The organism is Thioclava pacifica DSM 10166 (genome assembly GCF_000714535.1).
Lineage (GTDB): Bacteria > Pseudomonadota > Alphaproteobacteria > Rhodobacterales > Rhodobacteraceae > Thioclava > Thioclava pacifica.
In genome coordinates, this window is the sequence record NZ_AUND01000012.1 from 234,911 (window position 1) to 261,169 (window position 26,259).

Here is a 26,259-nt window from a genome sequence, read left to right on the forward strand (position 1 = left end):
TATCCCTAGTGGGATGAACCAGCACAACCGCAATATAGGCACGGGCGAACGCCCGGTGATCCGTCAGCTCGATGACGCTGCGGCAAACCGCATCGCGGCGGGCGAGGTGGTCGAACGCCCGGCCTCCGCGGTGAAAGAGCTGGTGGAGAACGCTTTGGACGCGGGCGCGACCCGGATCGCGGTGGATTACGCCGATGGCGGCAAGACCCTGATCCGCGTGAGCGACGATGGCTGCGGGATGACCGCCGAGGATCTGCCGCTGGCGCTCTCGCGGCACGCGACCTCGAAGATCGACGGCTCGGACCTGCTCAACATCCACACCTTCGGCTTTCGCGGCGAGGCTCTGCCCTCGCTCGGTGCGGTCGGACGCCTGACGATCACCTCGCGCGCGGAGGGGTTCGATGCCTGCCAGATCACCGTCGCGGGCGGCCAGATCGGCCCGGTGAAACCGGCGGCACTGAACCGGGGCACGGTGGTCGAGCTGCGCGATCTTTTCTTCGCGACCCCTGCACGTCTGAAATTCATGCGCACCGACCGGGCCGAGGCGCAGGCGATCGCGGATGTGCTCAAGCGCCTCGCGATGGCGGAACCGTATGTCAGCTTCACCCTTACGGACGTCTCGAACGGCCAATCGCGCGAGATCTTCCGCGCCGATGGCGAACAGGGCGAGCTCTTCGACGCGCTCTCGGCGCGGCTTGGCCGGGTGATCGGGCGCGCCTTCGCCGATAACGCCGTACGGATCGAGGCCGAGCGCGAGGAAATCCGCCTGACCGGTTATGCTGCGTTGCCGACCTATTCGCGCGGCGCGGCGGTGGAGCAGTTCCTATTCGTCAACGGCCGCCCCGTACGCGACAAGCAGCTGATCGGCGCGCTGCGCGCGGCCTATATGGATTTCCTGAGCCGCGAGCGTCACCCCGCCGCCTGCCTCTTCATCACCTGCGACCCCGAGCGCGTCGATGTGAACGTGCATCCCGCCAAGGCCGAGGTGCGCTTTCGCGAGGCGGGCACCGTGCGCGGGCTGATCGTGACCGGGCTGCGCCATGCGCTCGCGCAGGCGGGGCATCGCGCCTCCTCCACCGTTGCGGACGCAACTCTGGGCGCGATGCGGCCCGAACCTACCGCCGACCAGCCGCCGCGCATCTACCAGATGGACCGGCCGAGCTATGGCGCGATGCGCTCCTCCTATGCCGCGCAGGCCCCGCTGATCGAGCCGTCCTTCCACGAGGCCCCTGCGCCGACCTTCGATTACGCCCCCTCCGCCCGCGCCGAGGCCACGGCCCCCGCCGAGCCCGCGCTGACCGAAAAACCGCTCGGCGCCGCCCGCGCGCAGGTGCATGAGAATTACATCATTGCCCAGACCGAACGCGGCATCGTCATCGTCGATCAGCACGCGGCGCATGAGCGGCTGGTCTATGAAAAGCTGAAAGCACAGATGGCGGAAAACGGCGTGCCCGCGCAGGCGCTGCTGATCCCCGAGATCGTGGAACTTTCCCAAGGCGATGCGGCACTGCTGCTGGAACATGCCGAGGCGCTTGGCCGCCTGGGCCTGACCATCGAGCCCTTTGGCGGCGCAGCGATTGCCGTGCGCGAAACCCCCGCCGTCCTTGGTGAGATCAATGCCGAGGCGCTGCTGCGCGACGTTCTCGACGAGCTGGCCGATCTGGGCGACAGCCAGCTGGTGCAGGCGAAGATCGAAGCGGTGCTGAGCCGCATGGCCTGCCACGGCTCGATCCGCTCGGGCCGCCAGATGCGCGCCGACGAGATGAACGCGCTCTTGCGCCAGATGGAGGCCACGCCCCATTCCGGCCAATGCAACCACGGGCGCCCGACTTACGTCGAGCTGAAACTCAGCGATATCGAGAGGCTCTTCGGGCGCACATGATCCAGATCGGCGATATGACCCTGAACCTGAACGATCCGCTGACGCTCGGCCTTCTGCTGGGCGGTGCGGCGTTGATCCTTCTGCTGATCCTGATGGTGGCGATGCTGCGCGCCGCGGGCCGCCAGACCCGCGCGATGGACCCGATGATCGGCCAGATGAACCTGCTCGCGCAGCGGGTGCAGAATCTCTCGGACGGGCAGCAACAGCTTTCGGGCGGGCTGCATCACGTCTCCGAGGCGCAGGCAGCGAGCCAGACCAAGGTGCTCGCGCTGATGGAGCAGCGCCTAGCCGATGTCTCCCGCGCGATGGGGGAGAGCCTGCACGGCACCGCGACCCGCACGGCGCGATCCTTGGGCGACCTGCATCAGCGGCTGGAAGCGATCGACAAGGCGCAGGCGAATATCGAGAAGCTCTCGGGCAATGTTCTGAGCCTGCAAGACATTCTGTCGAACAAGCAGACCCGCGGGGCGTTCGGGGAAATCCAACTGCACGATATCGTCGGCAAGGCGCTGCCGTCGGACAGTTTCACGATGCAGGCGACGCTCTCGAACGGGAAGCGCGCGGATTGCCTGATCCACCTGCCCAACCCGCCCGGGCCGATCGTGATCGACTCGAAATTCCCGCTCGAAGCCTATGAGGCGCTGCGCCGAGCCGATACCCAATGGGAGCTGCAAGAGGCCGCCCGCGCGATGAAAACCGCCGTGCGCGCCCATATCAAGGCGATCTCCGAGAAATACATCCTTGAGGGCGAGACCGCCGACGGCGCGCTGATGTTCCTGCCCTCCGAAGCCGTCTACGCCGAGCTGCACGCGAACTTCCCCGAGCTGGTGCGCGAGGGGTTTGCCGCCAAGGTCTGGATCGTCTCGCCCACGACCTGCATGGCGACGTTGAACACGATGCGCGCCGTTCTGAAGGATGCGCGCATGCGCGAACAGGCGGGCGCGATCCGGCGCGAACTGGCCGCGCTTTATTCCGATGTGGACCGGCTCGGCACGCGGGTCGAGAACCTTGACCGGCATTTCGGGCAGGCGGCAAAGGATATCGCGGAGATCAAGATCTCGGCCGAGAAGGCAGGCAAGCGTGCACGTCGCCTTGATAATTTCGATTTCGAGGAACTTGCCCCCGAGACTGACACCCCGCGCGTGGTCCAGATCGAGCGCTGAGTTTTTGCAGCTTGCGCAAGCGCCCGTCCGAAGCGAAAATAGGCGCTCAAACGGAGGGACCCATGCTCACCATCAGCCCGGCCAAGATTGCCCATGTCATCATCCGCGCGCGCAAGTTCGACGCGGACGTGCCCGGCTCGGGCCAGGCTCGTGAGTTGCGCGCCTTCATCGCAGCCCTCAACGAGGATGAACAAGCCGCACTGACCGCCGTGATGTGGATCGGTCGCGACACGTTCGACGCCTCGGAGCTGCAAGAGGCGATCCAGACCGCCAAGGCCGAGGCGACCGCGCCGACCGAGGATTACCTGCTGGGGATCCCGATGCTGGCCGATCACCTCGAAGACGGGCTGAACGCGCTTGGCATCAGCCTCGAAGAGGCCGAGGAAGACATTTACCCCTCCGTCTGATCTTCCCTTTCGCGCAACGACAAAGGCGGCCCCCGCAGGGACCGCCCTCGTCACTCGTTACTTGAGAGACACTGACACGAAGAGAGACGGGCTCAGGCCACCAGTCGGTAGCCGCCCGATTCGGTGACGAGCAGACGCGCGTTCGAGGGATCGGGCTCGATCTTCTGACGCAGGCGATAGATATGCGTCTCGAGCGTGTGGGTCGTGACGCCTGCATTGTAGCCCCAGACCTCATGCAGCAGCACGTCGCGCGGCACCACGCCATCGGTGGCGCGATAGAGGAACTTGAGGATGTTGGTTTCCTTCTCGGTCAGGCGCACCTTGCGGTCCTTGTCGTCGACCAGCATCTTCATCGCCGGCTTGAACGTATACGGGCCAAGCTGGAAGACGGCGTCTTCGGACTGTTCATGGGTGCGCAGCTGGGCGCGCAGCCGCGCCAGAAGCACCGGGAACTTGAACGGCTTGGTGATGTAGTCATTCGCCCCCGAATCGAGACCGAGGATCGTATCGGCATCGGTATCGTGACCGGTCAACATCAGGATCGGGCATTTCACGCCGGTCTTGCGAAGCTTCTTGCACAGCTCGCGACCGTCGGTATCGGGCAGACCCACATCGAGCACGACGAGATCGTAAAGCGCCGACTTGGCCTTATCCACGGCCTCGTGACCGTTTCCGGCCTCATAAACATCGAAATCATCCGTTGCGATGAGCTGCTCCGCGAGCGCCTCCCGCAGATCGGTATCGTCATCAACCAAAAGCACTTTCTTCAAGGATGCCATCTTTCCGCCTCCACTTGCAGTTGACGCATAGCTGTTGCGCATTCACTTGCATGGCAAGGGGAGTGAAACCAATCTCACGCGGACGTGTCAAATCGCGCGGAGATATTTCAATTTGTTACAGTCGGGGCTATCTCAGAGCGCATGAGCGGCGAATTCACCCTTGGGCCCAGCCCCACCGAAAGACTCAATCGCGCCCGTGCAGATCTGCGCATGGGTGTGCCGGTGCTGCTGTCGGGCCGCCTTGCCGTGGCGGTCGAGACGCTTTCGCCCGAGCGGCTGGAGGCGCTGCGCGCGCTGGGGCCGCTGGTGCTGGCGATTACCGAACGGCGCGCTTCGACACTCAAGGCGCGCGTCTACGACGCAGATGTTGCGCGGATCAAAGTTCCTGCAGATGCCGATTTGCGCTGGCTCCGGGCGTTGGCCGATCCGGCCGATGACCTGCGCGTCCCGATGAAAGGCCCGCTTGAGGCATTGCGCGGCGGCGATGCCGATCTCGCCCGCGCCGCAATCCGACTCGCGAAATCCGCCCAGCTTCTGCCCGCAGCCCTTCTGGTCGAAGCCCCCGATCCGGCGCCTGCCGATCTCACCTGCATCTCGGCCGAAGAGGCGCTGACCGCTTCCGATATTCCGCAAGCCTTCGCCCCGGTCTCCGCCGCGCGCGTGCCGATGCGGGCCGCGGAGGCGGGCCGCCTGCATATTTTCCGCCCCGATGACGGCGCCGAAGAGCATTACGCGATCGAAATCGGCCAGCCCGATCGGTCGAAACCGGTACTCGCCCGGCTGCACTCGGCCTGTTTCACCGGCGACGTGCTGGGCTCGCTCAAATGTGATTGCGGCCCTCAGCTCGATGCGGCGCTGACAATGATGGGCCACGAGGGGGCAGGCGTGCTTCTCTATCTCAATCAGGAAGGACGCGGGATCGGTCTTGCCAACAAGATGCGCGCCTATTCGCTTCAGGATCAGGGCTTCGACACGGTCGAGGCGAACCACCGGCTCGGTTTCGAGGATGACGAGCGCGATTTCCGTATCGGTGCGGCGCTGCTGAAAAAGCTCGGCTTTTCCAAGGTTCGGCTTCTGACCAACAACCCCGCGAAGGTGAAGATGCTGGAAGCGAACGGGATCGAGGTCGTCGAGCGCGTACCGCTCAAGGTCGGCATGAGCCGCCACAACGCCGCCTATCTCGCCACCAAGGCCGAGAAATCGGGCCATATCCTGTGATGCGGCTGACCCCGACAGGGCTCCTCTTTCGCGGCCGCCGCTTCCCCGTCGAGATTGGGCGTGGCGGTATCACCTGTGACAAGCGGGAGGGCGATGGGGCGACGCCTGCGGGTCGGCTTCATATCCTGCGCATGTTCTATCGCCCTGACAGGTTACCTCCGCCCCAGCCTTGGGCGGAACCGATCGGCCCGCGTGACCTGTGGTGCGACGCATCGGACCATCCGGCTTATAACCAGCGTGTCCAGGCACCCTTCGCGGCATCTCACGAGCAAATGCGCCGCTCCGATCCGCTCTACGATATCGTACTCATCACCGACTGGAACTATCCGGCGGCCACCCCCGGGAGAGGTTCCGCAATCTTCCTGCACCAGCGCCGACGCGCAGGCTACCCGACCGCAGGCTGCCTCGCGTTCCGCCGCGATCACCTGATCTGGATCGCGCAAAGAATTATCCCGGGCGAAGCGCTCGAAATCCCTCTTCTTCTTGAGAAAAATATCTTCCGGGGGTCCGGGGGTGGAAAACCCCCGGCGCTCACCACCGGAGACAAGGCTTAAGGAAACCGGGCCTAGGAATAGTCGCGCGCACCGAAAATCGCCGAGCCCACCCGCACATGGGTCGCCCCTGCTGCAATGGCCTTTTCGAAATCGGAACTCATCCCCATCGACAGACCGTCGAGTCCATTGCGCGCCGACATCTCTGCCAGCATCGCGAAATGCGGGGTCGGGTCTTCGCTTTCGGGCGGAATACACATCAGACCATGCACCGGAAGATCCATCCCCCGTGTCTCGGCCACGAAAGCGTCGAGATCCTCGGGCAGCACCCCGGCCTTCTGCGGCTCGGCACCCGTATTCACCTGGACGAAAAGATCGGGGGAGGCTCCGCGCGCCTGCGCAAGATTAGCGAGTTTCTTTGCCAATGAGGGACGGTCGAGCGTATGGATCGCCTCGAACAGCTCCACCGCGAGCTTCGCCTTGTTGCTCTGGAGCGGCCCGATCATATGGACCTCACAGCCGGGAAATTCCTCGCGCCAGGCGGGCCATTTGCCCTGCGCTTCCTGCACGTAATTCTCGCCAAACAACCGATGGCCTTCGCGCAGCACTGCCTCGACGCGCTCGGCCGGCTGCACTTTCGATACGGCGATGAGTTTCACAGAGCCCGGCGCACGTCCCGCCGCATTTTCCGCATCGGCGATTCGCGCCTGAATATCACTCAATCCCATGGGACCCTCCTGTCAGCGGCCCCAAGAAACACCGCAAAGCACAAAAAGAAAAGAGCGGGCACAAGGCCCGCTCTTCCCTTCGTTCAGATCCGTTAGGATTAGAACGAGAACTTGATGCCGAGGTCAGCAACCGGATCGGTGCCCGACAGATCGTCATCAGCGATACCGCCTTTGACAACCGCGCCGCCGCCGAGGTCGTACTCAGCGCCGAGACCGTACCAGGTCACGTCGGTGTTGGCGTCGTTGTCTTCGACTTTCTGCACGTAGCCACCAACGGTGGTCGCACCGAAGACCGACGTAACGCCGAGGCCGTAGTAGTTCAGATCAGCGTCTTTGCCCGCTTTCGCGATAGCCGCTTTGACCGAGGTGTTGCCGAACTTGGCGACACCAGCGAGGGTCAGCATGTCGACGTCAAAGAGGTCGCCATCAGCAACTTCGTAGCCCAGGCCAACGGTGTAGTTGCCACCGAAGGTGTAAGCAGCAGCGACTGCGTACTCTTGACCAGCGTCCATGCCGCCGGCTTTGCCGTCCGACATCGAGGCCGCGACCGAGAACGCACCGAAGGTGCCGGTGTACAGCAGGTTCGGGCCCGAAGTGTAAAGACCGCCAGCTGCAGTGGTGGTGGTGGTGGTGCCAGAGGTGGTGGTGGTGGTGACCGTCACCATACCTTGGTTCGCGATGCTGAAGCCGCCGTTGTCGCCGGTCAGGTACGGGATGTCGTTCGAGAACCCGCCGACGGTGGTCAGGTCGGAGAAGCCAACTTCGTAGAAGTCGCCGAACAGAGCTTCCGAAGCGCCGACAACGTCACCCATCGAGACTTTGCCAAAAGCGCCCGAGATGTAGACCGAGCCTTCGAGGCCGTAAGCAGCGCCGTTCGAAGCAGCCGAGTCGCCAGCTTGGTCAGCGCGGAACGAACCGCCGAATTCCAGGCCGCCGTCGGTCTGACCCGACAGGGTGAAGCTCACGCGAGCGCGGCTCGAGAAGTTCCACTCGTTGTCGGTGGTAGCGGATTGACCGTCGTAACGGACACCCATGCGGCCGTCGCCCGAAACGGTGACTTCAGCGGCAGCAACGCCGGCGGTCAGCACGAGAGCGGTCGTCGCGAAGAGAACCTTTTTCATCGTTTTCCCTCATTGTCTTACAGATAACCCCCAACTCAGGGACATCCGAATTGGGTATGAAGCTCTTTTCCTCTTCCCCCCCCCTCAATGCAACTCAAAGCGCCCCGCCCAAGCGAATAGCCTTATTGATGGTGCAGAGTTGCCACAGTGCCGATCACCCCGCCCTGTGCCCTCGCGGGCGCGTATACGTATAAGGTGGGATTTGCTCACCCGGAAAAACCTTGTCGGGCATGGGGGCTTGGGCTAGAGAAAGGGCAAGTTCAAGGACGTAAAGCCGACGGGGACCGCTTCGCATGATCACCAGAACCCTTCTGAAGAGCACGGCAATTCTGGGGCTGTGCCTCTCGCTTGCGGGCTGCGGCGACGGAAAGCTGTTTTCCTGGGGTGGCGCGAGCGCCGCGAATCCCCAACAGAAGGCGTCCAACCAACTCGACCACCGGAGCGGCTATAACGAACCGCTGGCCGATGACACCAATCGCACCATCGCGAAAAAGTCGACCGTCTGGGACCTTTTTGGCAACAAGGGCGACCCGAACATCACCGTCGAGGTGAACAAGTATATCTGGCAGGCCTCGCTCGAAGTGCTTGATTTCCTGCCGATTCAGGAAGTCGACCCCTTCTCCGGCGTGATCGTGACCGGCTACGGCACCCCTCCGGGTGGCGGGCGCGCCTACAAGGCAACTGTCTATGTCACCGATCCTGCGCTCGATGCGCGCTCGCTCAAGGTCTCGATCCGGACCCGTGGCGGCGCGGTATCGCCTGACACGCAGCGCGCAGTCGAAGATGCGATTCTCACCCGTGCGCGCCAGCTTCGGATCCGCGACTCGAAGCTCTGATCGCACCCCGGACAGCCGAACCGAATTTCTTATCCCCGCCCGAGCAAGCCTCCGGCGGGGATATTTCTGTCCAAATGCCCGCTGCCGCTGGACCTTAACCCCAAGCCCAGTGTAGCAAGCTCGCGCAGAATTCGACGTGATGGGGGCCCGAGATGGCACGCTACGAACCGAGCCAAAGCGAGACGAAATGGCAACAGGCCTGGAACGAGGCCGATCTCTTCGCCGCGCGCCGCGATCCGGCCAAGCCGAAATATTACGTCCTCGAGATGTTCCCCTACCCGTCGGGCCGCATCCATATGGGCCATGTGCGCAACTACACGATGGGCGACGTGGTCGCGCGCTACAAGATGGCCAAGGGCTTTTCGGTCCTGCATCCGATGGGCTGGGACGCCTTCGGGATGCCCGCCGAGAACGCCGCGATGGAACAGGGGGGCCACCCGAAAGACTGGACCTACGGTAATATTGCCGTGATGAAGGATCAGATGAAGCCGCTGGGCCTCTCGATCGACTGGTCGCGCGAGTTCGCCACCTGTGACCCGGAATATTATGGCCAACAGCAGGCGATGTTCATCGACATGCTCGAGGCCGGTCTCGTCTATCGCAAGAATGCGGTGGTGAACTGGGATCCGGTCGACATGACCGTTCTGGCCAATGAACAGGTGATCGACGGCAAGGGCTGGCGTTCGGGAGCGGAAGTCGAACGCCGCGAACTGACGCAATGGTTCTTCAAGATCTCGGATTATGCCGAGGAGCTGCTCGACGCGCTCGACAACCTCAAGGACTGGCCCGAGAAGGTGCGCCTGATGCAGGCGAACTGGATCGGCAAGTCGCGCGGTCTGCAATTCGCCTTCTCGACAGTCGAGGCTCCCGAGGGATTCGATCGGCTGGAGGTCTACACCACCCGCCCCGATACGCTGATGGGTGCGAGCTTCGCCGCGATCTCGCCCGACCACCCGCTGGCCAAGCATCTCGAACGCCACGATCCGAAAGTGGCCGAGTTCGTCGCGAAATGCCGCGCAGGCGGCACGACCGAGGAAGCGATCGAGACCGCCGAGAAGCTGGGTATGGATACCGGCATCAAGGTCCGTCACCCTCTCGACACGAGCTGGGAGCTTCCGGTCTATATCGCGAACTTCATCCTGATGGATTACGGCACCGGCGCGATCTTCGGCTGCCCGGCCCATGACGCGCGCGACTTCGAATTCGCGACGAAATACGGGTTGCCGATCACGCCCGTGTTCGAGCCCGTCGAGGGCGACTACCCCGAGGCCGAATACGTCCCGCTGAAATCCGAGAAAGTCCGCTATGTCCGTGGTTTCGCGGGCGATGAAGTGCAGACCGGCGAAGACGGCGTCGCAACCGCCATCGCCTTTTGCGAGGAAAACGGCATCGGTCAGGGCGTGACCAAGTTCCGCCTGCGCGACTGGGGCCTGAGCCGCCAGCGCTACTGGGGCTGCCCGATTCCGGTTATTCATTGCGAGGCCTGTGGCACCGTTCCGGAGAAAAAGGAAAACCTCCCCGTCGCGCTGCCCTATGACGAGGACGGCCAGAAGATCGACTTCTCGATCCCCGGCAACCCGCTCGATCGTCATCCGAGCTGGCGCGACTGCGCCTGCCCGAAATGCGGAGCGCCCGCCAAGCGCGAAACCGACACGATGGATACCTTCGTCGATTCGAGCTGGTATTATGCGCGCTTCACCTCGCCGCGCGCGACGACGCCGACCGATCCGGCGGAAGCCGAGTACTGGATGAATGTCGATCAGTATATCGGCGGCATCGAGCACGCGATTCTGCATCTGCTCTATTCGCGCTTCTTCGCCCGCGCGATGCACAAGACCGGCCACCTGCCCGCGAAAGCGATCGAGCCCTTCGACGCGCTCTTCACGCAAGGCATGGTGACGCATGAGATCTACCTCACGCGCGACGAGAAAGGCCGCCCCGTTTACCACCTCCCCGAAGAGGTCGAGGACGGCAAGCTGAAGGCGACGGGCGCACCGGTCGAGATCATCCCCTCGGCCAAGATGTCGAAATCGAAAAAGAACGTCGTCGATCCGATGAACATCATCGCCGAGTTCGGAGCGGATACCGCGCGCTTCTTCGTGATGTCCGACAGCCCGCCCGAGCGTGACGTGGAATGGACTGCCGCCGGGGCCGAGGCGACTTCGAAGTTCCTCGCCCGCGTGCATCGCATCGCCGATGAGATCGCAGGTTCCGACGCGCCCGCGAACGAAGCCGAGGATACTGCGCTTCTGAAGGCGACGCACAAGGCAATCGACGAGATCACGAACTCGATCGAGGGCTTCGCCTTCAACAAGGCGGTCGCCACGCTTTACGGCCTGACCAATACGCTCTCGAAATCGAAGGCCGGGGCCGAAACCAAACGCGAAGCCATGAAGCTCATGGCGCAGTTGATGGCGCCGATGGTGCCGCACCTGGCCGAAGAGGTCTGGTCGATGCTGGGCGGCGAGGGCTTCGTGATCGCAGCGGCCTGGCCGGTCGCAGACCCGGCGCTGCTGGTCGAGGATTCGGTGACCCTGCCGATCCAGATCAACGGCAAGCGGCGCGCCGAGATCTCGGTGCCCAAGGACATGCCGAAGGAAGAGGTTGAAAAGCTGGTTCTGGCCGACGAAGCTGTCGTGAAGGCGCTGGCCGGTGGCCAGCCCAAGAAGCTGATCGTTGTGCCGGGGCGGATCGTCAATGTGGTCATCTGACAGACGCGCGTTTCTGGGTCTTGCAGGGGCGGCTGCCCTCGCGGGCTGTGGCTTCACCCCGGCCTACGGGCCGCAAGGCGGGGCCGCGAAACTGCTGAATGGCGTGCAGCCCGATGCGCCCAAGACCCGCGACGGGTTCGAGCTGGTCCAGCAACTGGGTGCGCGGCTCGGCCCCTCGGGCACACCGCGCTACCGGCTCGCCTACAAGATCACCACCAAGGCCATTGGCCAGGGCATCGCGCCCGATAACGCCACGACTCGCTATCAGCTCAACGGCTCGGTCGACTACACGTTGCATGACGCTGGCACCGATGCGGTTCTGCTGACGGGCCGCGTGACCTCCTTCACCTCGTGGTCGGCCACCGGAACCGTGGTCGCGACGCAGGCTGCCGAGCAGGATGCCCATCGCCGCCTGATGCGCATCCTCGCTGACCAGATCATCACGCGCCTTCTCGCCCAAGCGCCGGGCTTGCCGGAATGAAACTGACCGGCGTTGCAGCGACCCGCTATTTCGCCAAACCTGAACCGGAGCGCACCGGCCTTCTGATCTTCGGCATGGATGCGATGCGCGTCGCGCTGCGCCGTCAGGAGGTCATCGCCGCGCTGATCGGCCCGCAAGGCGAAGAGGAAATGCGCCTGAGCCGCATCGCGGGCGGCGATCTGCGCAAGCAGCCCTCGCTGCTGCTCGATGCGATCAAGGAGGTCGGCTTCTTCCCCGGCCCGCGCGTGGCCTTTGTCGAGGACGCAACGGATGCGATGGCGGATGCGGTCACCACGGCGCTCGACGAATGGCGCGAAGGCGATGCCCAGATCGTGGTCACCGCCGGTTCGCTCGCCGCGAAATCGAAGCTGCGCAAGGCGTTCGAGGGTCACAAGAACGCCTATGCGATCGGTATCTACGACGATCCGCCAAGCCGCGAAGAGATCGAGGACATCCTGCGCCGTGCTGGCTTGCGCGACATCTCGAACGAGGCGATGACCGATCTGGTCACGCTCTCGCGCGCCCTCGACCCGGGCGATTTCCGCCAGACGGTCGAGAAGATCGCACTCTACAAATTCGGAGATGACACCCCTCTGACCCCGGCCGATGTCTCCGCCTGCGCGCCGTCCTCGGTCGAGGCGGGCGTCGATGATGTTCTCTCGATCGTGGCTGAGGGCCGCGCGCCCGAACTGGGCCCGGTGATGCGGCGATTGGAAAGTCAGGGCGTGCAGCCAGTGCAGCTCGCCATTGCGGCGATGCGCCATTTTCGCGCCCTTCACGCCGCTGCCTCCGATCCGCAAGGACCAGGCTCCGGTATCGCCCGCATCCGCCCGCCCGTCTTCGGCCCGCGCCGCGACCGGATGCAGCGGCAGGCGCAAAGCTGGGGCATGTACAAGCTCGAGACCGCGCTGAAGGAACTGGTCGAGGCCGACCTCACCCTGCGCTCGGCCAGCCGCGCGCCGCAGATGGCGGTGATGGAGCGCGCGCTGATGCGGCTCGCGATGCTGGCGCGACGGTGAAACAGGCGCTCGTCATCGGAGGCGGCCCGGCTGGCCTGATGGCCGCCGAGGAACTCGCCCGCGCAGGGATCGCAGTCACGCTGGCCGAGGCGAAACCGACGCTTGCGCGCAAGTTCCTGATGGCCGGGAAATCCGGGCTGAACCTGACCAAGGAGGAACCACTCGAGGCGTTCCTGTCGCATTACTCGCACCCGCAGATCGCCGCGATCACCCGCGCCTTCGGCCCCGTAGAGGTGCAATCCTTCGCCCGCGACCTCGGCGTCGAGTTGTTCACCGGCTCCACCGGCCGGGTCTTTCCCGTCGAGATGAAAGCCTCACCCATGCTGCGCGCCTGGATCGCGCGGCTGGAACGTCTCGGCGTCACGATCCACACCCGCTGGCGCTGGCAGGGCTTCGACGGCGAGGCGCTGATCTTCGACACGCCGGAGGGCCGCCAGACCCTCACCCCCGACACCACGGTGCTCGCGCTTGGCGGTGCGAGCTGGCCGCGCCTCGGCTCGGATGCCGAATGGGTCGCTTGGCTCGCCGCAAAGGGTGTCACCCTCTCCCCGTTCCAACCCGCCAACATGGGCTTCGCGATCGACTGGTCGATCCATATGGCCAAGCTCCTCGGTCAGCCCGTCAAAGGCGCGGCGCTTATCACCCCCACCCGCCGGACCCGCGGAGAATTTGTCATCTCCGCCCGCGGCCTTGAGGGCGGCGGTATCTATGAGCTTTCGGCCGAATTGCGCGACGGCGCGCCGCTTGCCCTCGACCTCGTTCCTGATCTCAGCATCGAAGACCTCGCCACCCGCATCGCGAAACTCCCGCCGAAACAGAGCCTGAGCAATCGCCTCCGCAAGGCCGGCAAACTCGATCCGGTCAAACTCGCCCTCGCGCTCGAATGGGGTCGACCGATGCCAAACGAACCAGCCGAACTCGCCGCGACCCTCAAATCCCTCCCCGTCCCGCTCGGCCCGCCGCGCCCTCTTGCCGAAGCAATCTCGAGCGCGGGCGGCATCGCCTGGGACAGCCTCACCGGCGACCTCGAACTGACCGGTCTGCCCGGCGTCTTCGCCGCAGGCGAAATGGTCGACTGGGAGGCACCCACGGGCGGCTATCTCCTGACCGCCTGCCTCGCCACGGGCCGCCATGCCGGACGCGCCGCCGCAAAACGGCTTACCCCTTCTTCTTGATGGAAATATCTCGGGGGGCTCGCGACAGCGAGCGGGGGCAGCGCCCCCTCTACCCGTCCCGCCGCGCCACCGCGCGCTGATAGGCCGGCCGCGCCCGCATCCGCGCGTGGTATTCGCTCAGCCGGTGCTCGACGATCGGGAATTTCGCCATCAAGGCCCAGTCAAGGCAATGGGTGAGGATGATATCCGGCACGGTCAGCTCTTCCCCCATGACGAACTCACCTTCGCTCATCCGGTGGATCAGCGTGTGCTGCGAGCGCTCGAGCTCCCAACGCAGCGAATTCTTGATCCCCGACAGCCGCAGCTCCTCGGGCAGGATGAAACTATGCCGCGCGGCGGTCCAGAGATTGGCGTCGAACTCATCGAGCAGGAATTGCGTCACACTGTCCTGACGCGCCCTCTCCAGCGTCCCCGCTTTATGCGTCAACCGCCCATGCGCATCCGAGAGATAGGTGATGATCGCGGTGGAATCGGTGATCGGCGTGCCATCGACCACCAGCACCGGAACCTTGCCCGCCGGGTTGAAGGCCACGACATCCTCCGAGCGCGGCGCGGCGCGCACATGCTCATAGTCCAGCCCCAACTCCTCGAGCATCCACAGCACACGCAAAGTGCGCGACCCGACCGTTCCGATGACCGTATACATCCTGTCTCCCCGTCAAATCGGCGGCATTGGGCCACGGGTCCGGGAAAGGTGCAAGAGACCCGCGCGATTGTTACCGAGACAAACGCGACATTGACGCTGCGACGGCTTGGTAGCGTTATGCGCCCCGCGCGGAGGGGAGATCCGCCGGGAGACACAAAATGACCCAAGCCCGACTGTTCACGCCGGTCCTGATCGGTGGTGCCGTGATCCTGATGCTCAGCTTCGCCGTCCGGGCGAGCTTCGGCGTCTTCCAGATCCCGATCGCGAGCGAGTTCAACTGGCCGCGCGCCGAATTCTCGCTGGCGATCGCCGTGCAGAACCTCGCCTGGGGCATCGGCCAGCCGATCTTCGGCGCGATCGCCGAACGCTGGGGCGACCGACTCGCGATCATCCTTGGGGCGCTGGTCTACGCGCTGGGGTTGGTTCTGTCGGCCTTCGCGATCAATCCCGAACAGCACCAGTTGCTGGAAATCCTCGTGGGCTTCGGTATCGCAGGCACCGGCTTTGGCGTGATCCTCGCCGTGGTGGGCCGTGCGACCTCGGATGAGAACCGCTCGCTCGCGCTGGGAATCGCCACGGCGGCAGGCTCGGCGGGTCAGGTCTTCGGCGCACCAATGGCCGAACTTCTGCTCGGTCATTTCCCCTGGCAGACCGTGTTCCTGATCTTCGCCGCCGTAATCCTCGCCTCGCTCATGTTCCTGCCGCTGATCCGCGCCCCCGAACGCGCGAGCCGCGCGGAGCTGGCCGAGAGCATGGGCACCGTCCTGATGCGCGCCTTCCGCGATCCTTCCTACACACTGATCTTCCTCGGCTTCTTCTCCTGCGGCTATCAGTTGGGCTTCATCACCGCGCATTTCCCCGCGATGGTGACCGAGATGTGCGGTGCGGTGGCCCCCGGATCGCTGCTGGCCGGGATCGGGATCGAGACGACCTCGGCGCTTGGCGCCGCCGCGATCTCGGTGATCGGGCTCGCGAATATCGTGGGCACGATCTATGCGGGCTGGGCAGGCAAGCGTTGGTCGAAGAAATACCTGCTAGCAGGGATCTACCTACTGCGCACCTTCGTTGCCGCCGCCTTCATCCTGACGCCGATGACGCCCGCGACGGTGCTGATCTTCTCGCTCGCGATGGGGGCGCTGTGGCTCGCGACCGTGCCGCTGACCTCCGGCCTCGTCGCGCATATCTACGGGCTGCGCTACATGGGCACGCTTTACGGGATCGTCTTCTTTTCCCACCAGGTGGGCGCGTTCCTGGGCGTCTGGCTGGGTGGCAAGCTCTATGATGCCTATGGCGATTATACCTTGGTCTGGTGGGTCGGCGTCGGCGTCGGCGCGTTCTCTGCCATCGTGCATCTGCCCGTGCGCGAGAACCGGACCGAGCTTCAGCCTGCCTGATCCAGAATCGCACGCAACCCCGAGCGGTAATCCGGGTAGCGCAGCGTGACGCCCAGCTCCCGCTTGATCTTGTCGTTGCGCACCCGCTTGCTCTCGGCATAGAAGCTGCGCGCCATCGGGCTGAGATCGGCCTGATCGAACGGCACCTCGGGCGGCAGCGGCAGGCTAAGCAGTTCGGCGGCATAGGCGATCACATCCTGCGGCGGGGCCGGGTCGTCATCGCAGACGTTATAAACCGCGCCCGGATCGGGATGCTCGATCGAGGCCAGCAGCACCTGCGCGATGTCCTCCACATGGATGCGCGAGAAGACCTGGCCCTCCTTGATGATCCGCCGAGCGGTGCCGCCCTTCACCTTCTCGAAAGGGCCGCGCCCGGGGCCGTAGATACCCGCGAGCCGGAAGATATGCAGCGGCAGATTGTGCGCGGCAGCCAGCGCGCCCCATGCCGCCTCGGCCTCGACCCGAGCCTGACCGCGTTTCGTCGACGGCGTCAGCGGCGTCGCCTCATCGACCCAGTCGCCCGCGTGATCGCCATAGACGCCCACGGTCGAGAGATAGCCCACCCATTCCAGATGCTGCGCTGCAGCAATGGCATCATGCTGCGCAGCGAGAACCGGGTCGCCCTCGGCGCCGGGCGCCACGGAAGTCAGCAGATGCGTCGCCTCATCGAGCGGCAGATCGCCCCCGTTCCAGATCAGCGGCTCGACCCCTTCGGAGCGCAACAGCTCGGCTTTCTCGGCGTTGCGCGTCGTGCCGATCACCCGCCAGCCACGCTCCAGCAGAAGGGCCGCGAGCGCGCGCGCCGAATAGCCGTGCCCGATGGAAAGAAGTGTCGGCATATCGGCCCCCTTTTGCCTTTCTGTCACGAGACATAGGTAGAGCCTGTGCGAATGCATAACAACGTCTCTTGAACCTTCCTGCGGGCAATGACAGGCTTGGACATGGAACAGAAGAACAAGATCAAATCCTGGCCCGAAGCCGCGACGCGCCTCATTGCCGTGGCTGCCGGGCGCGAACCTGCCGACCTCGTGATCCGGGGTGGCAAATGGGTCAATGTCCACTCCCGCGAAGTGCTTGAAGGCTACGATATCGCCGTCGCCGAAGGGCGTTTTGCCGCCATCGCCCCGGATCTGTCGGACAGCATCGGACCCGAGACCGAGGTGATCGAGGCCGAAGGGCGCTACATGGTGCCGGGGCTCTGCGACGCGCATATGCATATCGAGAGCGGCATGCTGACGCCCGCCGAATTTGCCGCTGCGGTGATCCCGCACGGCACCACAACCATGTTCACCGACCCGCATGAGATCGCGAATGTGCTGGGCCTCGAAGGCGTGCGAATGATGCATGACGAGGCGCTGATGCAGCCCGTGAACATCTTCACCCAGATGCCCTCCTGCGCCCCCTCCGCGCCGGGGCTCGAGACGACGGGTTTCGAGATAACCCCCGATGATGTGGCCGCAGCGATGCAATGGCCCGGCATCATCGGTCTGGGCGAGATGATGAACTTTCCCGGCGTGATTGCGGGCGATCGCAAGATGCTGGCCGAGATCGCGGCGACGCAGAATTTCAACAAGACAGTTGGCGGGCACTATGCCTCGCCCGATCTGGGCGCCCCTTTCCGCGCCTATGTGGCGGGCGGACCGGCCGACGATCACGAGGGCACTTGCGAAGCAGACGCGATCGCGCGCGTGCGTCAGGGCATGCGTTCGATGATGCGGCTGGGCTCTGCGTGGTATGATGTGGAGACCCAGATCACCGCCGTCACCGAAAAGGGCCTCGACCCGCGAAACTTCATCCTTTGCACCGATGATTGCCACTCCGGAACGCTGGTGCATGACGGCCATATGAACCGGGTCTTCCGCCATGCGGTCGAGTGTGGGGCCGATCCGCTCGTGGCGCTGCAGATGTGCACGATCAATACGGCGACCCATTTCGGGCTGGAGCGCGAGTTGGGCTCGATCACGCCGGGCCGCCGCGCCGATCTGATCCTGACCTCGGACCTCGCGACACTACCGGTCGAACAGGTCATCGCGCGGGGCAAGACTGTTGCGAAGGATGGCAAGCTGCTGGCCGAGTGCCCGCATTATGACTGGCCCGAGAGCGCGCGTAACACCGTGCATCTGGGCAAGACCCTCACGGCTGCGGATTTCGAGATCGAGGCCCCCGAGGGCGCGAACACAGTCACCGCCCGCGTGATCGGCGTGGTCGAGAACCAGGCGCCGACCAAGGCGCTGACGGAGGAGCTCGATGTAACCGATGGGCTCGCGCAGCCTGACACCGGCAAGGACATCGCGCAGATCGCGCTGGTGGAACGCCATCAGGGCACGGGCGGGGTCACCAACGGCTTCGTGTCGGGCTTCGGCTACAAGGGGCGGATGGCGATGGGCTCGACCGTGGCCCATGACAGCCACCACATGATCGTCGTGGGCACCGACCGCGAGATGATGGCCGCCTGCGCCAACCGGCTTGGCGAGATGGGCGGCGGGGTCTCCGTCTGGAAGGACGGGGCCGAGATCGCCTCGGTGCCGCTGCCAATCGCCGGGCTGATGTCGGACGATCCGGCCGAAACGGTGGCCGCGCGCGCTGCGAAAATGGTCGAGGCGATGGCCGAATGCGGCTGCACCCTGAACAACGCTTACATGCAGCATTCGCTGCTCGCGCTCGTCGTGATCCCCGAGATCCGCATATCGGATCTGGGGCTCGTGGACGTGACGCGTTTTGAACTGACGGACCTTTTTGAATGAATGAAACGCTCGAATTGATCACGCCGGATGCTTCGGCGGCCGAGACCTTCACCGATGCCGCGAAAGCGGTTGCCCATCTCGAGGCACTTTATGCCGAGGCGACGGGTTTCCTGCTCGAGAAGTTCAACGAAACGCTCGAGAGCAAGACCGCGACGGCCCGCTTCCGCGCCTTCTACCCGGAAGTGCGGATCACCGTGTCCTCGCATACCAAGGCCGACAGCCGTCTGAGTTTCGGTCATGTCGCCCTGCCCGGAACCTATGCCGCGACGATCACCCGGCCCGACCTGTTTCGCAATTACCTGACCCAGCAACTCGGCCTGCTGATCAAGAACCATGGCGTGCCGGTTCATGTCGGGCCTTCGGAGACACCGATCCCGGTGCATTTCGCGGTCGCCGCTCATCCCGAGGTGACCGTGCCGCAGGAAGGCGTGCTCGATTTCAGTCTGCGCGACGTGTTCGACGTACCCGATCTTGCGGGGATGAACGACGATATCGTCAACGGCATGGCGGGGCCGAACCCCGATGGTTCAGGGCATCTGGCCCCCTTCACCGCGCAGCGGGTGGATTATTCGCTCGCGCGGCTGTCGCACTACACCGCGACCAAGGCCGATCACTTCCAGAACCATGTCCTCTTTACGAATTACCAGTTCTACGTCGACGAGTTCGAGGCGGTGGCGCGCCGGATGCTGGCCGATCCGAGCTCGGGCTATACGAGCTTCGTGGCACCCGGCAATCAGGAGATCACCGATCCGCAGGCAGAGATCCCGGGCCTCGCGAAGCTGCCGCAGATGCCGACCTATCACCTCAAGCGGGCCGATGGTCAGGGCATCACGCTGGTCAATATCGGCGTCGGCCCCTCGAATGCGAAAACCGCGACCGATCATATCGCGGTGCTGCGCCCCCATGCCTGGCTGATGGTCGGCCATTGCGCGGGTCTGCGCAATTCGCAGCAGCTGGGCGATTTCGTCCTCGCGCATGCCTACCTGCGCGAAGATCACGTGCTCGATGACGACCTGCCCGTCTGGGTGCCGATCCCCGCGCTAGCCGAGGTTCAGGTGGCGCTGCAGGAGGCCGTGGCCGAGGTGACCGAACTGGAAGGTTATGAGCTCAAGCGGATCATGCGCACGGGTACGGTGGCCACCATCGACAACCGCAACTGGGAGCTGCGCGACCAGTCCGGTCCCGTCCACCGCCTCAGCCAGTCGCGCGCCGTCGCCCTCGACATGGAAAGCGCCACGATCGCCGCGAACGGCTTCCGGTTCCGCGTTCCCTACGGCACGCTTCTGTGCGTGTCCGACAAGCCGCTTCATGGCGAGCTGAAGCTACCCGGCATGGCGACCGAGTTCTACCGCACGCAGGTCGCGAACCATTTGCTGATCGGGATCCGCGCGATGGAGAAACTTCGTGAAATGCCGCTGGAACGAATCCACAGCCGGAAATTGCGTAGCTTCGAGGAAACAGCGTTCCTGTGACGCAGGAAAATCCCGGCGCATTTCCCGAAAAGGGCTTGCCATGCTCAATAAAAACGTGTCGAACATGGCCCACCAACCGTGAGACACGGACGAAATTGACCCCGGAGCAGCGGGGCGAAGAGAGGAACAAAGATGTCGAAACCGATGACCAAGACCCAATTGGTGGCCGCCCTCGCCGAAGCGATGGACGCCGACAAGAAAACCGCTTCGGCCGCGCTCGACGCGATCTCCGCGGTCGTGACGAAAGAAGTGGCTGCCGGCGGCGCCGTGACCCTCCCGGGCATCGGCAAAGTCTACTGCAAGTCGCGCCCCGAGCGCATGGTCCGCAACCCGGCCACCGGCGAGCAGATGCAAAAGCCCGCTGACAAGCAGGTCAAGGTTACCGTGGCGAAAGCGCTCAAGGACAGCGTGAACGCCTGATCCATCCTCTCAGGCAACTGAGGGACGGAGAACTTCAAGGGCGCCCGCGAGAGATCGGGGCGCCCTTTTCAGGTCCGGAGGACACATGGATCTGCGCGCAATCGGAATGGGGCTGGCCTTTGCCCTGATGTGGTCATCGGCCTTCACCTCGACCCATATCATCGTCGCCGAAGCACCGCCGCTCGCGGCGCTCTCGGTGCGCTTTCTGATCTCGGGCGTAATCGGGATCGCACTGGCACGCGCGCTGGGACAGAGCTGGCAGCTCAGCCGGGCGCAGTGGCGCGCGACGCTCATTTTCGGGCTCTGCCAGAACGCGCTCTATCTCGGGTTCAACTGGGTCGCGATGACGACGGTCGAGGCCTCGGTCGCGGCGATCATTGCCTCGACCATGCCGCTGATCGTGGGCGCGCTTGGCTGGATCGTCTTCCGCGACCGGATCCCACCTCTGGGTATCGCGGGACTTGTGGCGGGGTTCGCGGGCGTTGGCATCATCATGGGTGCGCGCCTGCAAGGCGGTGTCGACCCCGTCGGTCTGGGCCTGTGCGTGGCCGGTGCGCTGGCCCTGGCTGTCGCAACGCTCACCGTGCGCGGAGCAAGCGACGGCAAAGGGGGAGTGCTGATGATCGTCGGGATCCAGATGCTCGTCGGCTCTGCGAGCCTCGCGGTCGTCTCGCTCCTGACTGAACATCTCGCGGTGAACGTGACTCCGAAACTGAGCATCGCCTTCATCTACACGGTGATCGTTCCCGGGCTGATGGCGACCTGGATCTGGTTCCGGCTGGTCGGTCGTATCGGTGCGGTGCGGGCAGCGACCTTCCACTTCCTGACGCCGGTGTTTGGCGTGGCGATCGCGGCGGTGGTGCTGGGCGAAAAGCTCGACTGGCATGATGCGCTTGGCGTCGCGGTGATCGCAGGCGGCATCCTCGCAGTGCAGATCTCGAAACAGGAAGCCCGGCGCTAGGCGCGGAAAGCGGCCGCAAAGGGCTCCGGAAGATCAAACTCCGAAAGCGCTCGGGCCCGGCCCTCGGCCGACATCTTGCGTGCAGTCTTCTCGACGATCTTCAGCAGAGCCTCGGGTTCCTGACTGGGGGCGAAAGGCGCGAAATAATGGCGCAGGAAGGTGAAGCAGATCACGTCTTCAAGCGCCTGCACCTCCGCATCGCGCTTGATCCCCTCCTTGCGCAGCATCTTCTCTACCTGCGCCACCTCTTCTTCCGAATAGCCCGCTTCGGCCATGATTGCGCCCACGCGCGCCGCATGACGCCGGCCCTGCTCGCGCCGCCATTCGAGATAGCCTTGCCGTCCCTCGGGGAAGTCCTTGCGTGGCAAGAGCCAGCGCTCGATATGCTGCCCGCGCGCGGCGATTTGCAGCCCTTCGGACGCCTCGGGGAAGAGCCGCTCCAACTCCGCCGTCATCCGCTCGCCATAGAGCCGCGCCGCGGGCACGCCCTCTTCAAGCGTCGGGTCGAGACCATTGGCGGCGTCGATGGCGGCGAGCGCCTTCACAACTCGGTCGGTCATTCGGCAATCCTTCCCGCGCGGGGCTGACTTCCTTCACCGCGTTGTGGCATGGATCGGATCGGGCAGCCAGAGGGAGGCGCGTTTGGACGGCTGGAGCGAATTCATTCTCGCGGGGATGCTGTTTCTTGCATCGCATGCGATCCCCTCGATGCCCAAACTCAAGGCAGCACTGGTGCGGCGCCTCGGCCCGCGGGGCTGGGTAATCGCGTTCAGCCTGCTCTCGACGGGGCTTCTGTTCTGGGTGATCTACGCCGCTGGACGCGCGCCTTACGTGGAGATCTGGCCGCAAGAGATCTGGGCGCGCTGGCTGGTCAATCTCGCGATGCCCATGGCAATCCTGCTTGGCAGTTTCGGGCTGGGTACCCCAAACCCCTTCGCGTTCGAGGGGCGCACCACCGGGTTCGATCCGGTACATCCCGGGATCGCGGGGCTGACACGCCAGCCGCTTCTGTGGGCCATCGCGATCTGGGCCGGAGCGCATCTCGTCGCCAATGGAGATCTGGCACATGTGATCTTGTTCGGAGCTTTCGCGCTTTTCACCGCGATGGGGATGCGCACGCTCGAGGCGCGCAAACGCCGGCAGATGGGCGAGACGACGTGGCAGCGCCTGAGCGCTCGGACCGCGATGATCCCGGGCGCAGCGTTGCTTGCAGGGCGCTGGCGTCCACAGCGCTGGCCTTCGCCGATCCGGCTGGTGGCGGCGGTGCTCGTTTGGGCAGCCCTCTACCACCTGCACACGCCTGTGATCGGGGTCAGCCCTCAGCCTTAGGAGCCGCGCAGAACCTGCAGCAACTCAAGCGTCGCATAGCCATCCGGCGGGAGCCCGCGCGCTTTCTGGAAGGCAACGATCGCCTTCGTCGTGTTCGCGCCGATCTTGCCATCGGTGCCATCCGTGTCGAAGCCCGCCGCAGTCAGACGTTCCTGCAACTCGACCTTCTGGGTTTCGCTCAGCGGCTTGCCGGTACGCGGCCAATCCTGCACGAAGGGCCCCTTGCCCGCGATGCGGTCCGAGAGATGCCCGACACCGATCACGTAGCTGTCGGCGGCGTTGTAGCGCGAGATTGCTCTGAAATTTCCGAAAATCATGAAAGCCGGACCTTTTGCCCCGGCCGGGACGAGAATCGAGGCCTCACCATAACTCGGAACCGTGCCACCCGTGGCCGCGCGCACGCCAAGTTTCGCCCAGTCGGAGGGACTCTTCTTGGTGCCTTTGCCCGTCAGCCCATAGTTGAACCCGGACGGCAGGATGACCTCCACACCCCAAGGTTGCCCTTTCGACCAGCCCGAGCGCGCAAGGTAGGCCGCCGTCGAGGCCAGCGCGTCGGTCGGATCGTCCGACCAGATGTCGCGCTTGCCGTCTCCGGTGAAATCGACCGCATAGGCGAGGTAGGAGGTCGGGATGAACTGCGTGTGGCCCATCGCACCAGCCCACGAGCCGGTCATGTGGCGCGCATCCACATCGCCCGACTGGATGATCTTGAGCGCTGCGATGAGTTGCTTGGCAAAGAATTCACCGCGCCGTCCGTCATAGGCAAGCGTTGCCAGCGCCGGAATGATCGCGGTCTTGCCGCGATAGGCGCCGTAGCGGCTCTCCATGCCCCAGATCGCAACGACGACCTCTTTCTCGACCCCGTATTTCCGCTCGATCGCATTCAACTCACGCGCATGCTGACGCAGCATCTGCTGACCCGTCGCGACCCGCTCGGGCGAGACGGCGCTGTCGAGATAATCCCAGATCGACTTGGTGAACTCCGACTGGTAGCGGTCGCGCTCGATCACCTTGGGATTGTAGCGCGCATCGGCCATGGCGCAGTTCCAGGTGGCCTCGGTGATCCCGTTGGCGAGCGCGCGTTGCTTGAACTGCGCGAGCCATGCCTCGAAGCGCGCTTCGGTCGCGGGATCGGCGGCGGGGATCGGATCAGCCACGGGCGTGGAGCCTTTCAGCATCGGGCGAGGCGAAGATTCGGGCGGGCCTGCACAGGCCGAAAGCGCCGAAAAAGCCATGAAAGTCAGAGGAATAATCTTGCCCGGAAATGTCATTTGTCTGCCCGCCTGCTCGCTGTTTGGTAACAGTGTATCAACGCCCCGTGAGGTTTCAACGGGGCGCAGAGCGCGCAAGCGGGTTATTGCAGCGGCTTTTTGTCGTCGCCGAAATAGGGCTCCATCTGGGCGATGATCACGGAGTTTTCCTCGAGGGCTCGCGCCATCAACGCCCGCTCCTCGTCGTCGATTTCGTGTCCCTGTTTCTCGCGCTCCGCGATCGTGCCGTAGCCGGTGACATCGAGCGGTGCGAGCTCGGCTTGTTTGAGGATCGCCACGGTCTCGCGCACAGCCTCCGCCTCGTCGACCCCGGAGGCGTAGCAGAGCAAGCCCGCCCCCGACGCCCCTTTCGGCAACCCGTCATTAGGTGCGCGTCCAACCTCGACAAGGAGGGTGTAAACCTGCTGGCTGCGTTTTTCCTTGGTCATCCCCGTCTCCATCCGCTCGTCCCGGTGGCACTGCCTGCCCGCCATAGCCGTCCAGAGCCCTCGTATCAAGGCGCATGGGAGAATGCGCGCTGTCAATGACCGGAATCAGATACGGCGCGACAATGTGCTGTACCATTGGTCAGTTATCTTCTGGGGAGGGGGTCACACCATGCGTTTCACACGTCGCTTTCTCGCGCCCGCGACCGCGATCATCCTGTCAGTTGGTGCCTCCGGCGCGCACGCGGACGAAGCCTTTGCCGAGGCATACCGATCCTTGCTCACCGCGGGCAAACCCGCCGAGGCGGCGCAACTTGCGTCGGAGGCGCTTTCCGCGTCCGAGGGCGATCAGCAGGCGCGCTTCGCGCTTGGCGCCGCGCAATTCCTCGTCGCGGTCGAGAACCTCGGCCATGGGCTCTACACCTACGGGATGCGGACCGATTACGACACGAACTTCTTCGGTCTTGGCCTGACATCCCTGCCGTTTCTGCGCCTGCCAATCCCGCAAAACCCGAACCCGGAACCGGCAAGCTTTGAGGCCATCAACGGGCTGCTCATGGCCTTCACCGACGACCTCGCCATCGCCGAGGCAACGCTCGGGAAGGTCAGCCCGGAACCGTTCGAGCTGACGCTCGATATCGGAACGATTGGTCTCGATTTCGACCGCGATGGAGAAGTGAGCCCCCGCGAGTCCGTCTCTTCGCTGCTTTCAGCGACCGCTCGGCAGATCGGCCAGAAGCCGGAACTGATCGTCGATTTCGACCAATCCGACGCAGTCTGGCTGCAGGGCTATTGCCACCTTTTGACGGCGATGGCGAATGGCGTCAGCGGGCATGACTGGAGCGAGGCGTTCAACCTGACCTTCCACAACGTCTTCCCAAGCGCGGATCTTGTGGGAGGCCCGTTGCGCGCGGCCGAACAGGAGACGCGAGATCGGATTGCCACATTCCTCGACGCTGACGGCAATCCGCCGCGCTGGCCGTCATTCCCGCAAGGGACACCTTGGAAGGAACGGCAGGAGAAAACCAATGCGTGGCGGCTCTCTCCCGAGGGGGATCGCTATTTCGAATACAGCCGGTTGCGGCAGACGCTTGAAGGCGGCGAGATCGCGGACCTGATCGCTTTCGTCCACCTCTTCCGTTGGCCGGTCGTCGATGCGGAACGCGTCGCCTCGGTGCGCACGCATCTCCTCAAGATGGTCGAGTTGAGCCGCGAGAACTGGGTGCGGATCGGAGCGGAGACGGATGACGCGCGCGAATGGGTCCCCAATATCAACCAAACGGGCGTCTTCCCGAATATGCGGGTGACGCAGATGACGCGGGACGGCTGGACGATGTTCCTCGATCGCTTCGAAGCGGTGCTCAATGGAGATTTGCTTATCCCGCATTGGCGCTTCCCCGATCAGGGCGTGAATGTCCGGCGCATGTTCGAAGAGCCGCAAACGCTCGACCCGGTGCTGATCATGCAGGGTGTGGCGGTGCTGCCTTATCTTGAAGAAGGCGACATGACGGGCATGGGAGATGTGAACGCGATCTTCCGCCTCTTTGATGACGGGTTCTTCCGCTACTTCATCTACTTCAACTGAA

25 protein-coding genes are annotated in these 26,259 nt (G+C 64.2%); 17 read left to right on the plus strand and 8 right to left on the minus strand.

The genetic code is table 11. The features are described 5' to 3' along the window. The first annotated feature begins 13 nt into the window (after positions 1–13). From mutL to TP2_RS06945, 3 genes are all read left to right on the plus strand, one after another. On the plus strand, positions 14–1,882 hold the full coding sequence (mutL, locus tag TP2_RS06935; protein WP_038075238.1) for a DNA mismatch repair endonuclease MutL: 1,869 nt from the start codon (positions 14–16) through the stop codon (positions 1,880–1,882). Next, a complete protein-coding gene (locus tag TP2_RS06940; RefSeq protein ID WP_038075240.1) occupies positions 1,879–3,045 on the plus strand; it encodes a DNA recombination protein RmuC in 1,167 nt (388 codons plus the stop codon). The genes mutL and TP2_RS06940 overlap by 4 nt, the downstream gene beginning before the upstream one ends. A gap of 62 nt (positions 3,046–3,107) precedes the next feature. Next, entirely contained in the window at positions 3,108–3,452 is a 345-nt protein-coding gene (locus tag TP2_RS06945; protein ID WP_038075244.1) for a DUF3775 domain-containing protein, read from the plus strand. A gap of 92 nt (positions 3,453–3,544) precedes the next feature. On the opposite strand, the gene TP2_RS06950 is transcribed toward TP2_RS06945, so the two are convergent. Then, a complete protein-coding gene (locus tag TP2_RS06950) occupies positions 3,545–4,231 on the minus strand; it encodes a response regulator transcription factor (protein ID WP_038075247.1) in 687 nt (228 codons plus the stop codon). A 141-nt stretch (positions 4,232–4,372) separates the two neighbouring features. On the opposite strand from TP2_RS06950, the gene ribA reads away from it, so the two are divergent. Together ribA and TP2_RS06960 are read left to right on the plus strand one after the other, a co-directional pair. Beyond that, the gene (ribA, locus tag TP2_RS06955) at positions 4,373–5,449 is read left to right on the plus strand and encodes a GTP cyclohydrolase II (RefSeq protein WP_038075249.1); all 1,077 of its coding nucleotides are present in this window, start codon (positions 4,373–4,375) and stop codon (positions 5,447–5,449) included. Further along, positions 5,449–6,003, plus strand: coding sequence for a L,D-transpeptidase family protein (locus TP2_RS06960; RefSeq protein WP_084714036.1), 555 nt, complete (start codon positions 5,449–5,451; stop codon positions 6,001–6,003). The genes ribA and TP2_RS06960 overlap by 1 nt, the downstream gene beginning before the upstream one ends. An 11-nt stretch (positions 6,004–6,014) precedes the next feature. Here the strand turns inward: TP2_RS06960 and TP2_RS06965 are convergent, their stop codons facing one another. Together TP2_RS06965 and TP2_RS06970 are read right to left on the minus strand one after the other, a co-directional pair. Next, positions 6,015–6,668, minus strand: coding sequence for a YggS family pyridoxal phosphate-dependent enzyme (locus TP2_RS06965; protein WP_038075252.1), 654 nt, complete (start codon positions 6,666–6,668; stop codon positions 6,015–6,017). Between the two features lie 98 nt (positions 6,669–6,766). Next, positions 6,767–7,789, minus strand: a complete 1,023-nt coding sequence (locus tag TP2_RS06970) for a porin (RefSeq protein ID WP_038075255.1) — start codon at positions 7,787–7,789, stop codon at positions 6,767–6,769. Positions 7,790–8,085: 296 nt separating this feature from the next. Here TP2_RS06970 and TP2_RS06975 point away from each other — a divergent pair, with 296 nt between their 5' ends. The 5 genes from TP2_RS06975 (at position 8,086) to TP2_RS06995 (ending at position 14,011) form a co-directional block, all read left to right on the plus strand. Next, positions 8,086–8,625, plus strand: coding sequence for a DUF3576 domain-containing protein (locus tag TP2_RS06975; RefSeq protein ID WP_420804610.1), 540 nt, complete (start codon positions 8,086–8,088; stop codon positions 8,623–8,625). A gap of 152 nt (positions 8,626–8,777) precedes the next feature. Next, complete coding sequence (leuS, locus tag TP2_RS06980) at positions 8,778–11,336, plus strand: leucine--tRNA ligase (RefSeq protein ID WP_038075259.1); 2,559 nt, start codon at positions 8,778–8,780, stop codon at positions 11,334–11,336. Further along, a complete protein-coding gene (lptE, locus tag TP2_RS06985) occupies positions 11,323–11,817 on the plus strand; it encodes an LPS assembly lipoprotein LptE (RefSeq protein ID WP_038075262.1) in 495 nt (164 codons plus the stop codon). The genes leuS and lptE overlap by 14 nt, the downstream gene beginning before the upstream one ends. Continuing rightward, complete coding sequence (gene holA / locus TP2_RS06990; protein WP_038075263.1) at positions 11,814–12,836, plus strand: DNA polymerase III subunit delta; 1,023 nt, start codon at positions 11,814–11,816, stop codon at positions 12,834–12,836. The genes lptE and holA overlap by 4 nt, the downstream gene beginning before the upstream one ends. Further along, a complete protein-coding gene (locus TP2_RS06995) occupies positions 12,833–14,011 on the plus strand; it encodes a TIGR03862 family flavoprotein (protein WP_038075266.1) in 1,179 nt (392 codons plus the stop codon). Before holA ends, TP2_RS06995 begins: the two co-directional genes overlap by 4 nt. 49 nt (positions 14,012–14,060) lie before the next feature. Here TP2_RS06995 and TP2_RS07000 read toward each other — a convergent pair whose 3' ends face one another. Then, positions 14,061–14,657, minus strand: coding sequence for a glutathione S-transferase family protein (locus TP2_RS07000; RefSeq protein ID WP_038075268.1), 597 nt, complete (start codon positions 14,655–14,657; stop codon positions 14,061–14,063). Positions 14,658–14,815: 158 nt separating this feature from the next. Between TP2_RS07000 and TP2_RS07005 the strand changes: the two genes are divergently transcribed. After that, positions 14,816–16,051 (plus strand): MFS transporter, encoded by a 1,236-nt coding sequence (locus tag TP2_RS07005; protein ID WP_038075272.1) that lies wholly within the window; start codon positions 14,816–14,818, stop codon positions 16,049–16,051. On the opposite strand, the gene TP2_RS07010 is transcribed toward TP2_RS07005, so the two are convergent. Next, complete coding sequence (locus tag TP2_RS07010; RefSeq protein WP_038075275.1) at positions 16,039–16,890, minus strand: SDR family oxidoreductase; 852 nt, start codon at positions 16,888–16,890, stop codon at positions 16,039–16,041. The genes TP2_RS07005 and TP2_RS07010 overlap by 13 nt on opposite strands. A 102-nt stretch (positions 16,891–16,992) precedes the next feature. Here TP2_RS07010 and ade point away from each other — a divergent pair, with 102 nt between their 5' ends. The 4 genes from ade (at position 16,993) to TP2_RS07030 (ending at position 21,648) form a co-directional block, all read left to right on the plus strand. After that, a complete protein-coding gene (gene ade / locus TP2_RS07015; RefSeq protein ID WP_038075276.1) occupies positions 16,993–18,795 on the plus strand; it encodes an adenine deaminase in 1,803 nt (600 codons plus the stop codon). Further along, a complete protein-coding gene (locus TP2_RS07020) occupies positions 18,792–20,267 on the plus strand; it encodes an AMP nucleosidase (protein WP_038075279.1) in 1,476 nt (491 codons plus the stop codon). The genes ade and TP2_RS07020 overlap by 4 nt, the downstream gene beginning before the upstream one ends. Positions 20,268–20,399: 132 nt before the next feature. Continuing rightward, positions 20,400–20,687, plus strand: a complete 288-nt coding sequence (locus TP2_RS07025) for an HU family DNA-binding protein (RefSeq protein WP_038075280.1) — start codon at positions 20,400–20,402, stop codon at positions 20,685–20,687. An 85-nt stretch (positions 20,688–20,772) separates the two neighbouring features. Further along, positions 20,773–21,648, plus strand: a complete 876-nt coding sequence (locus tag TP2_RS07030; protein ID WP_038075283.1) for a DMT family transporter — start codon at positions 20,773–20,775, stop codon at positions 21,646–21,648. On the opposite strand, the gene TP2_RS07035 is transcribed toward TP2_RS07030, so the two are convergent. Then, complete coding sequence (locus tag TP2_RS07035; protein ID WP_038075285.1) at positions 21,645–22,208, minus strand: DUF4202 domain-containing protein; 564 nt, start codon at positions 22,206–22,208, stop codon at positions 21,645–21,647. The genes TP2_RS07030 and TP2_RS07035 overlap by 4 nt on opposite strands. An 82-nt stretch (positions 22,209–22,290) precedes the next feature. Between TP2_RS07035 and TP2_RS07040 the strand changes: the two genes are divergently transcribed. Continuing rightward, positions 22,291–22,977, plus strand: coding sequence for an NnrU family protein (locus TP2_RS07040; protein WP_038075287.1), 687 nt, complete (start codon positions 22,291–22,293; stop codon positions 22,975–22,977). On the opposite strand, the gene TP2_RS07045 is transcribed toward TP2_RS07040, so the two are convergent. Further along, positions 22,974–24,155: a lytic murein transglycosylase gene (locus TP2_RS07045; RefSeq protein WP_240473721.1), complete on the minus strand. Its 1,182-nt coding sequence runs from the start codon at positions 24,153–24,155 to the stop codon at positions 22,974–22,976. The two genes, TP2_RS07040 and TP2_RS07045, sit on opposite strands and share 4 nt — an antisense overlap. 176 nt (positions 24,156–24,331) lie before the next feature. After that, on the minus strand, positions 24,332–24,676 hold the full coding sequence (locus TP2_RS07050; RefSeq protein ID WP_038076140.1) for a hypothetical protein: 345 nt from the start codon (positions 24,674–24,676) through the stop codon (positions 24,332–24,334). 169 nt (positions 24,677–24,845) lie between these two features. On the opposite strand from TP2_RS07050, the gene TP2_RS07055 reads away from it, so the two are divergent. After that, the gene (locus TP2_RS07055) at positions 24,846–26,258 is read left to right on the plus strand and encodes a hypothetical protein (RefSeq protein ID WP_038075288.1); all 1,413 of its coding nucleotides are present in this window, start codon (positions 24,846–24,848) and stop codon (positions 26,256–26,258) included. Position 26,259: the final 1 nt, after the last annotated feature.

Excerpts from the sequence above, each read along its gene's own strand:
- TP2_RS06945 (WP_038075244.1), top strand. The coding sequence starts at position 3,108 with ATGCTCACCATCAGCCCGGCCAAGATTGCCCATGTCATCATCCGCGCG.
- TP2_RS07035 (WP_038075285.1), bottom strand. The coding sequence starts at position 22,208 with ATGACCGACCGAGTTGTGAAGGCGCTCGCCGCCATCGACGCCGCCAAT.
- TP2_RS07010 (WP_038075275.1), bottom strand. The coding sequence starts at position 16,890 with ATGCCGACACTTCTTTCCATCGGGCACGGCTATTCGGCGCGCGCGCTC.
- TP2_RS07020 (WP_038075279.1), top strand. The coding sequence starts at position 18,792 with ATGAATGAAACGCTCGAATTGATCACGCCGGATGCTTCGGCGGCCGAG.
- ribA (WP_038075249.1), top strand. The coding sequence starts at position 4,373 with ATGAGCGGCGAATTCACCCTTGGGCCCAGCCCCACCGAAAGACTCAAT.
- TP2_RS07030 (WP_038075283.1), top strand. The coding sequence starts at position 20,773 with ATGGATCTGCGCGCAATCGGAATGGGGCTGGCCTTTGCCCTGATGTGG.
- TP2_RS07045 (WP_240473721.1), bottom strand. The coding sequence starts at position 24,155 with ATGCTGAAAGGCTCCACGCCCGTGGCTGATCCGATCCCCGCCGCCGAT.
- TP2_RS06970 (WP_038075255.1), bottom strand. The coding sequence starts at position 7,789 with ATGAAAAAGGTTCTCTTCGCGACGACCGCTCTCGTGCTGACCGCCGGC.
- TP2_RS07055 (WP_038075288.1), top strand. The coding sequence starts at position 24,846 with ATGCGTTTCACACGTCGCTTTCTCGCGCCCGCGACCGCGATCATCCTG.
- TP2_RS07005 (WP_038075272.1), top strand. The coding sequence starts at position 14,816 with ATGACCCAAGCCCGACTGTTCACGCCGGTCCTGATCGGTGGTGCCGTG.
- leuS (WP_038075259.1), top strand. The coding sequence starts at position 8,778 with ATGGCACGCTACGAACCGAGCCAAAGCGAGACGAAATGGCAACAGGCC.
- mutL (WP_038075238.1), top strand. The coding sequence starts at position 14 with ATGAACCAGCACAACCGCAATATAGGCACGGGCGAACGCCCGGTGATC.
- ade (WP_038075276.1), top strand. The coding sequence starts at position 16,993 with ATGGAACAGAAGAACAAGATCAAATCCTGGCCCGAAGCCGCGACGCGC.
- TP2_RS07025 (WP_038075280.1), top strand. The coding sequence starts at position 20,400 with ATGTCGAAACCGATGACCAAGACCCAATTGGTGGCCGCCCTCGCCGAA.
- TP2_RS06960 (WP_084714036.1), top strand. The coding sequence starts at position 5,449 with ATGCGGCTGACCCCGACAGGGCTCCTCTTTCGCGGCCGCCGCTTCCCC.
- TP2_RS06965 (WP_038075252.1), bottom strand. The coding sequence starts at position 6,668 with ATGGGATTGAGTGATATTCAGGCGCGAATCGCCGATGCGGAAAATGCG.
- lptE (WP_038075262.1), top strand. The coding sequence starts at position 11,323 with ATGTGGTCATCTGACAGACGCGCGTTTCTGGGTCTTGCAGGGGCGGCT.
- TP2_RS07000 (WP_038075268.1), bottom strand. The coding sequence starts at position 14,657 with ATGTATACGGTCATCGGAACGGTCGGGTCGCGCACTTTGCGTGTGCTG.
- TP2_RS06950 (WP_038075247.1), bottom strand. The coding sequence starts at position 4,231 with ATGGCATCCTTGAAGAAAGTGCTTTTGGTTGATGACGATACCGATCTG.
- holA (WP_038075263.1), top strand. The coding sequence starts at position 11,814 with ATGAAACTGACCGGCGTTGCAGCGACCCGCTATTTCGCCAAACCTGAA.
- TP2_RS07050 (WP_038076140.1), bottom strand. The coding sequence starts at position 24,676 with ATGACCAAGGAAAAACGCAGCCAGCAGGTTTACACCCTCCTTGTCGAG.
- TP2_RS06940 (WP_038075240.1), top strand. The coding sequence starts at position 1,879 with ATGATCCAGATCGGCGATATGACCCTGAACCTGAACGATCCGCTGACG.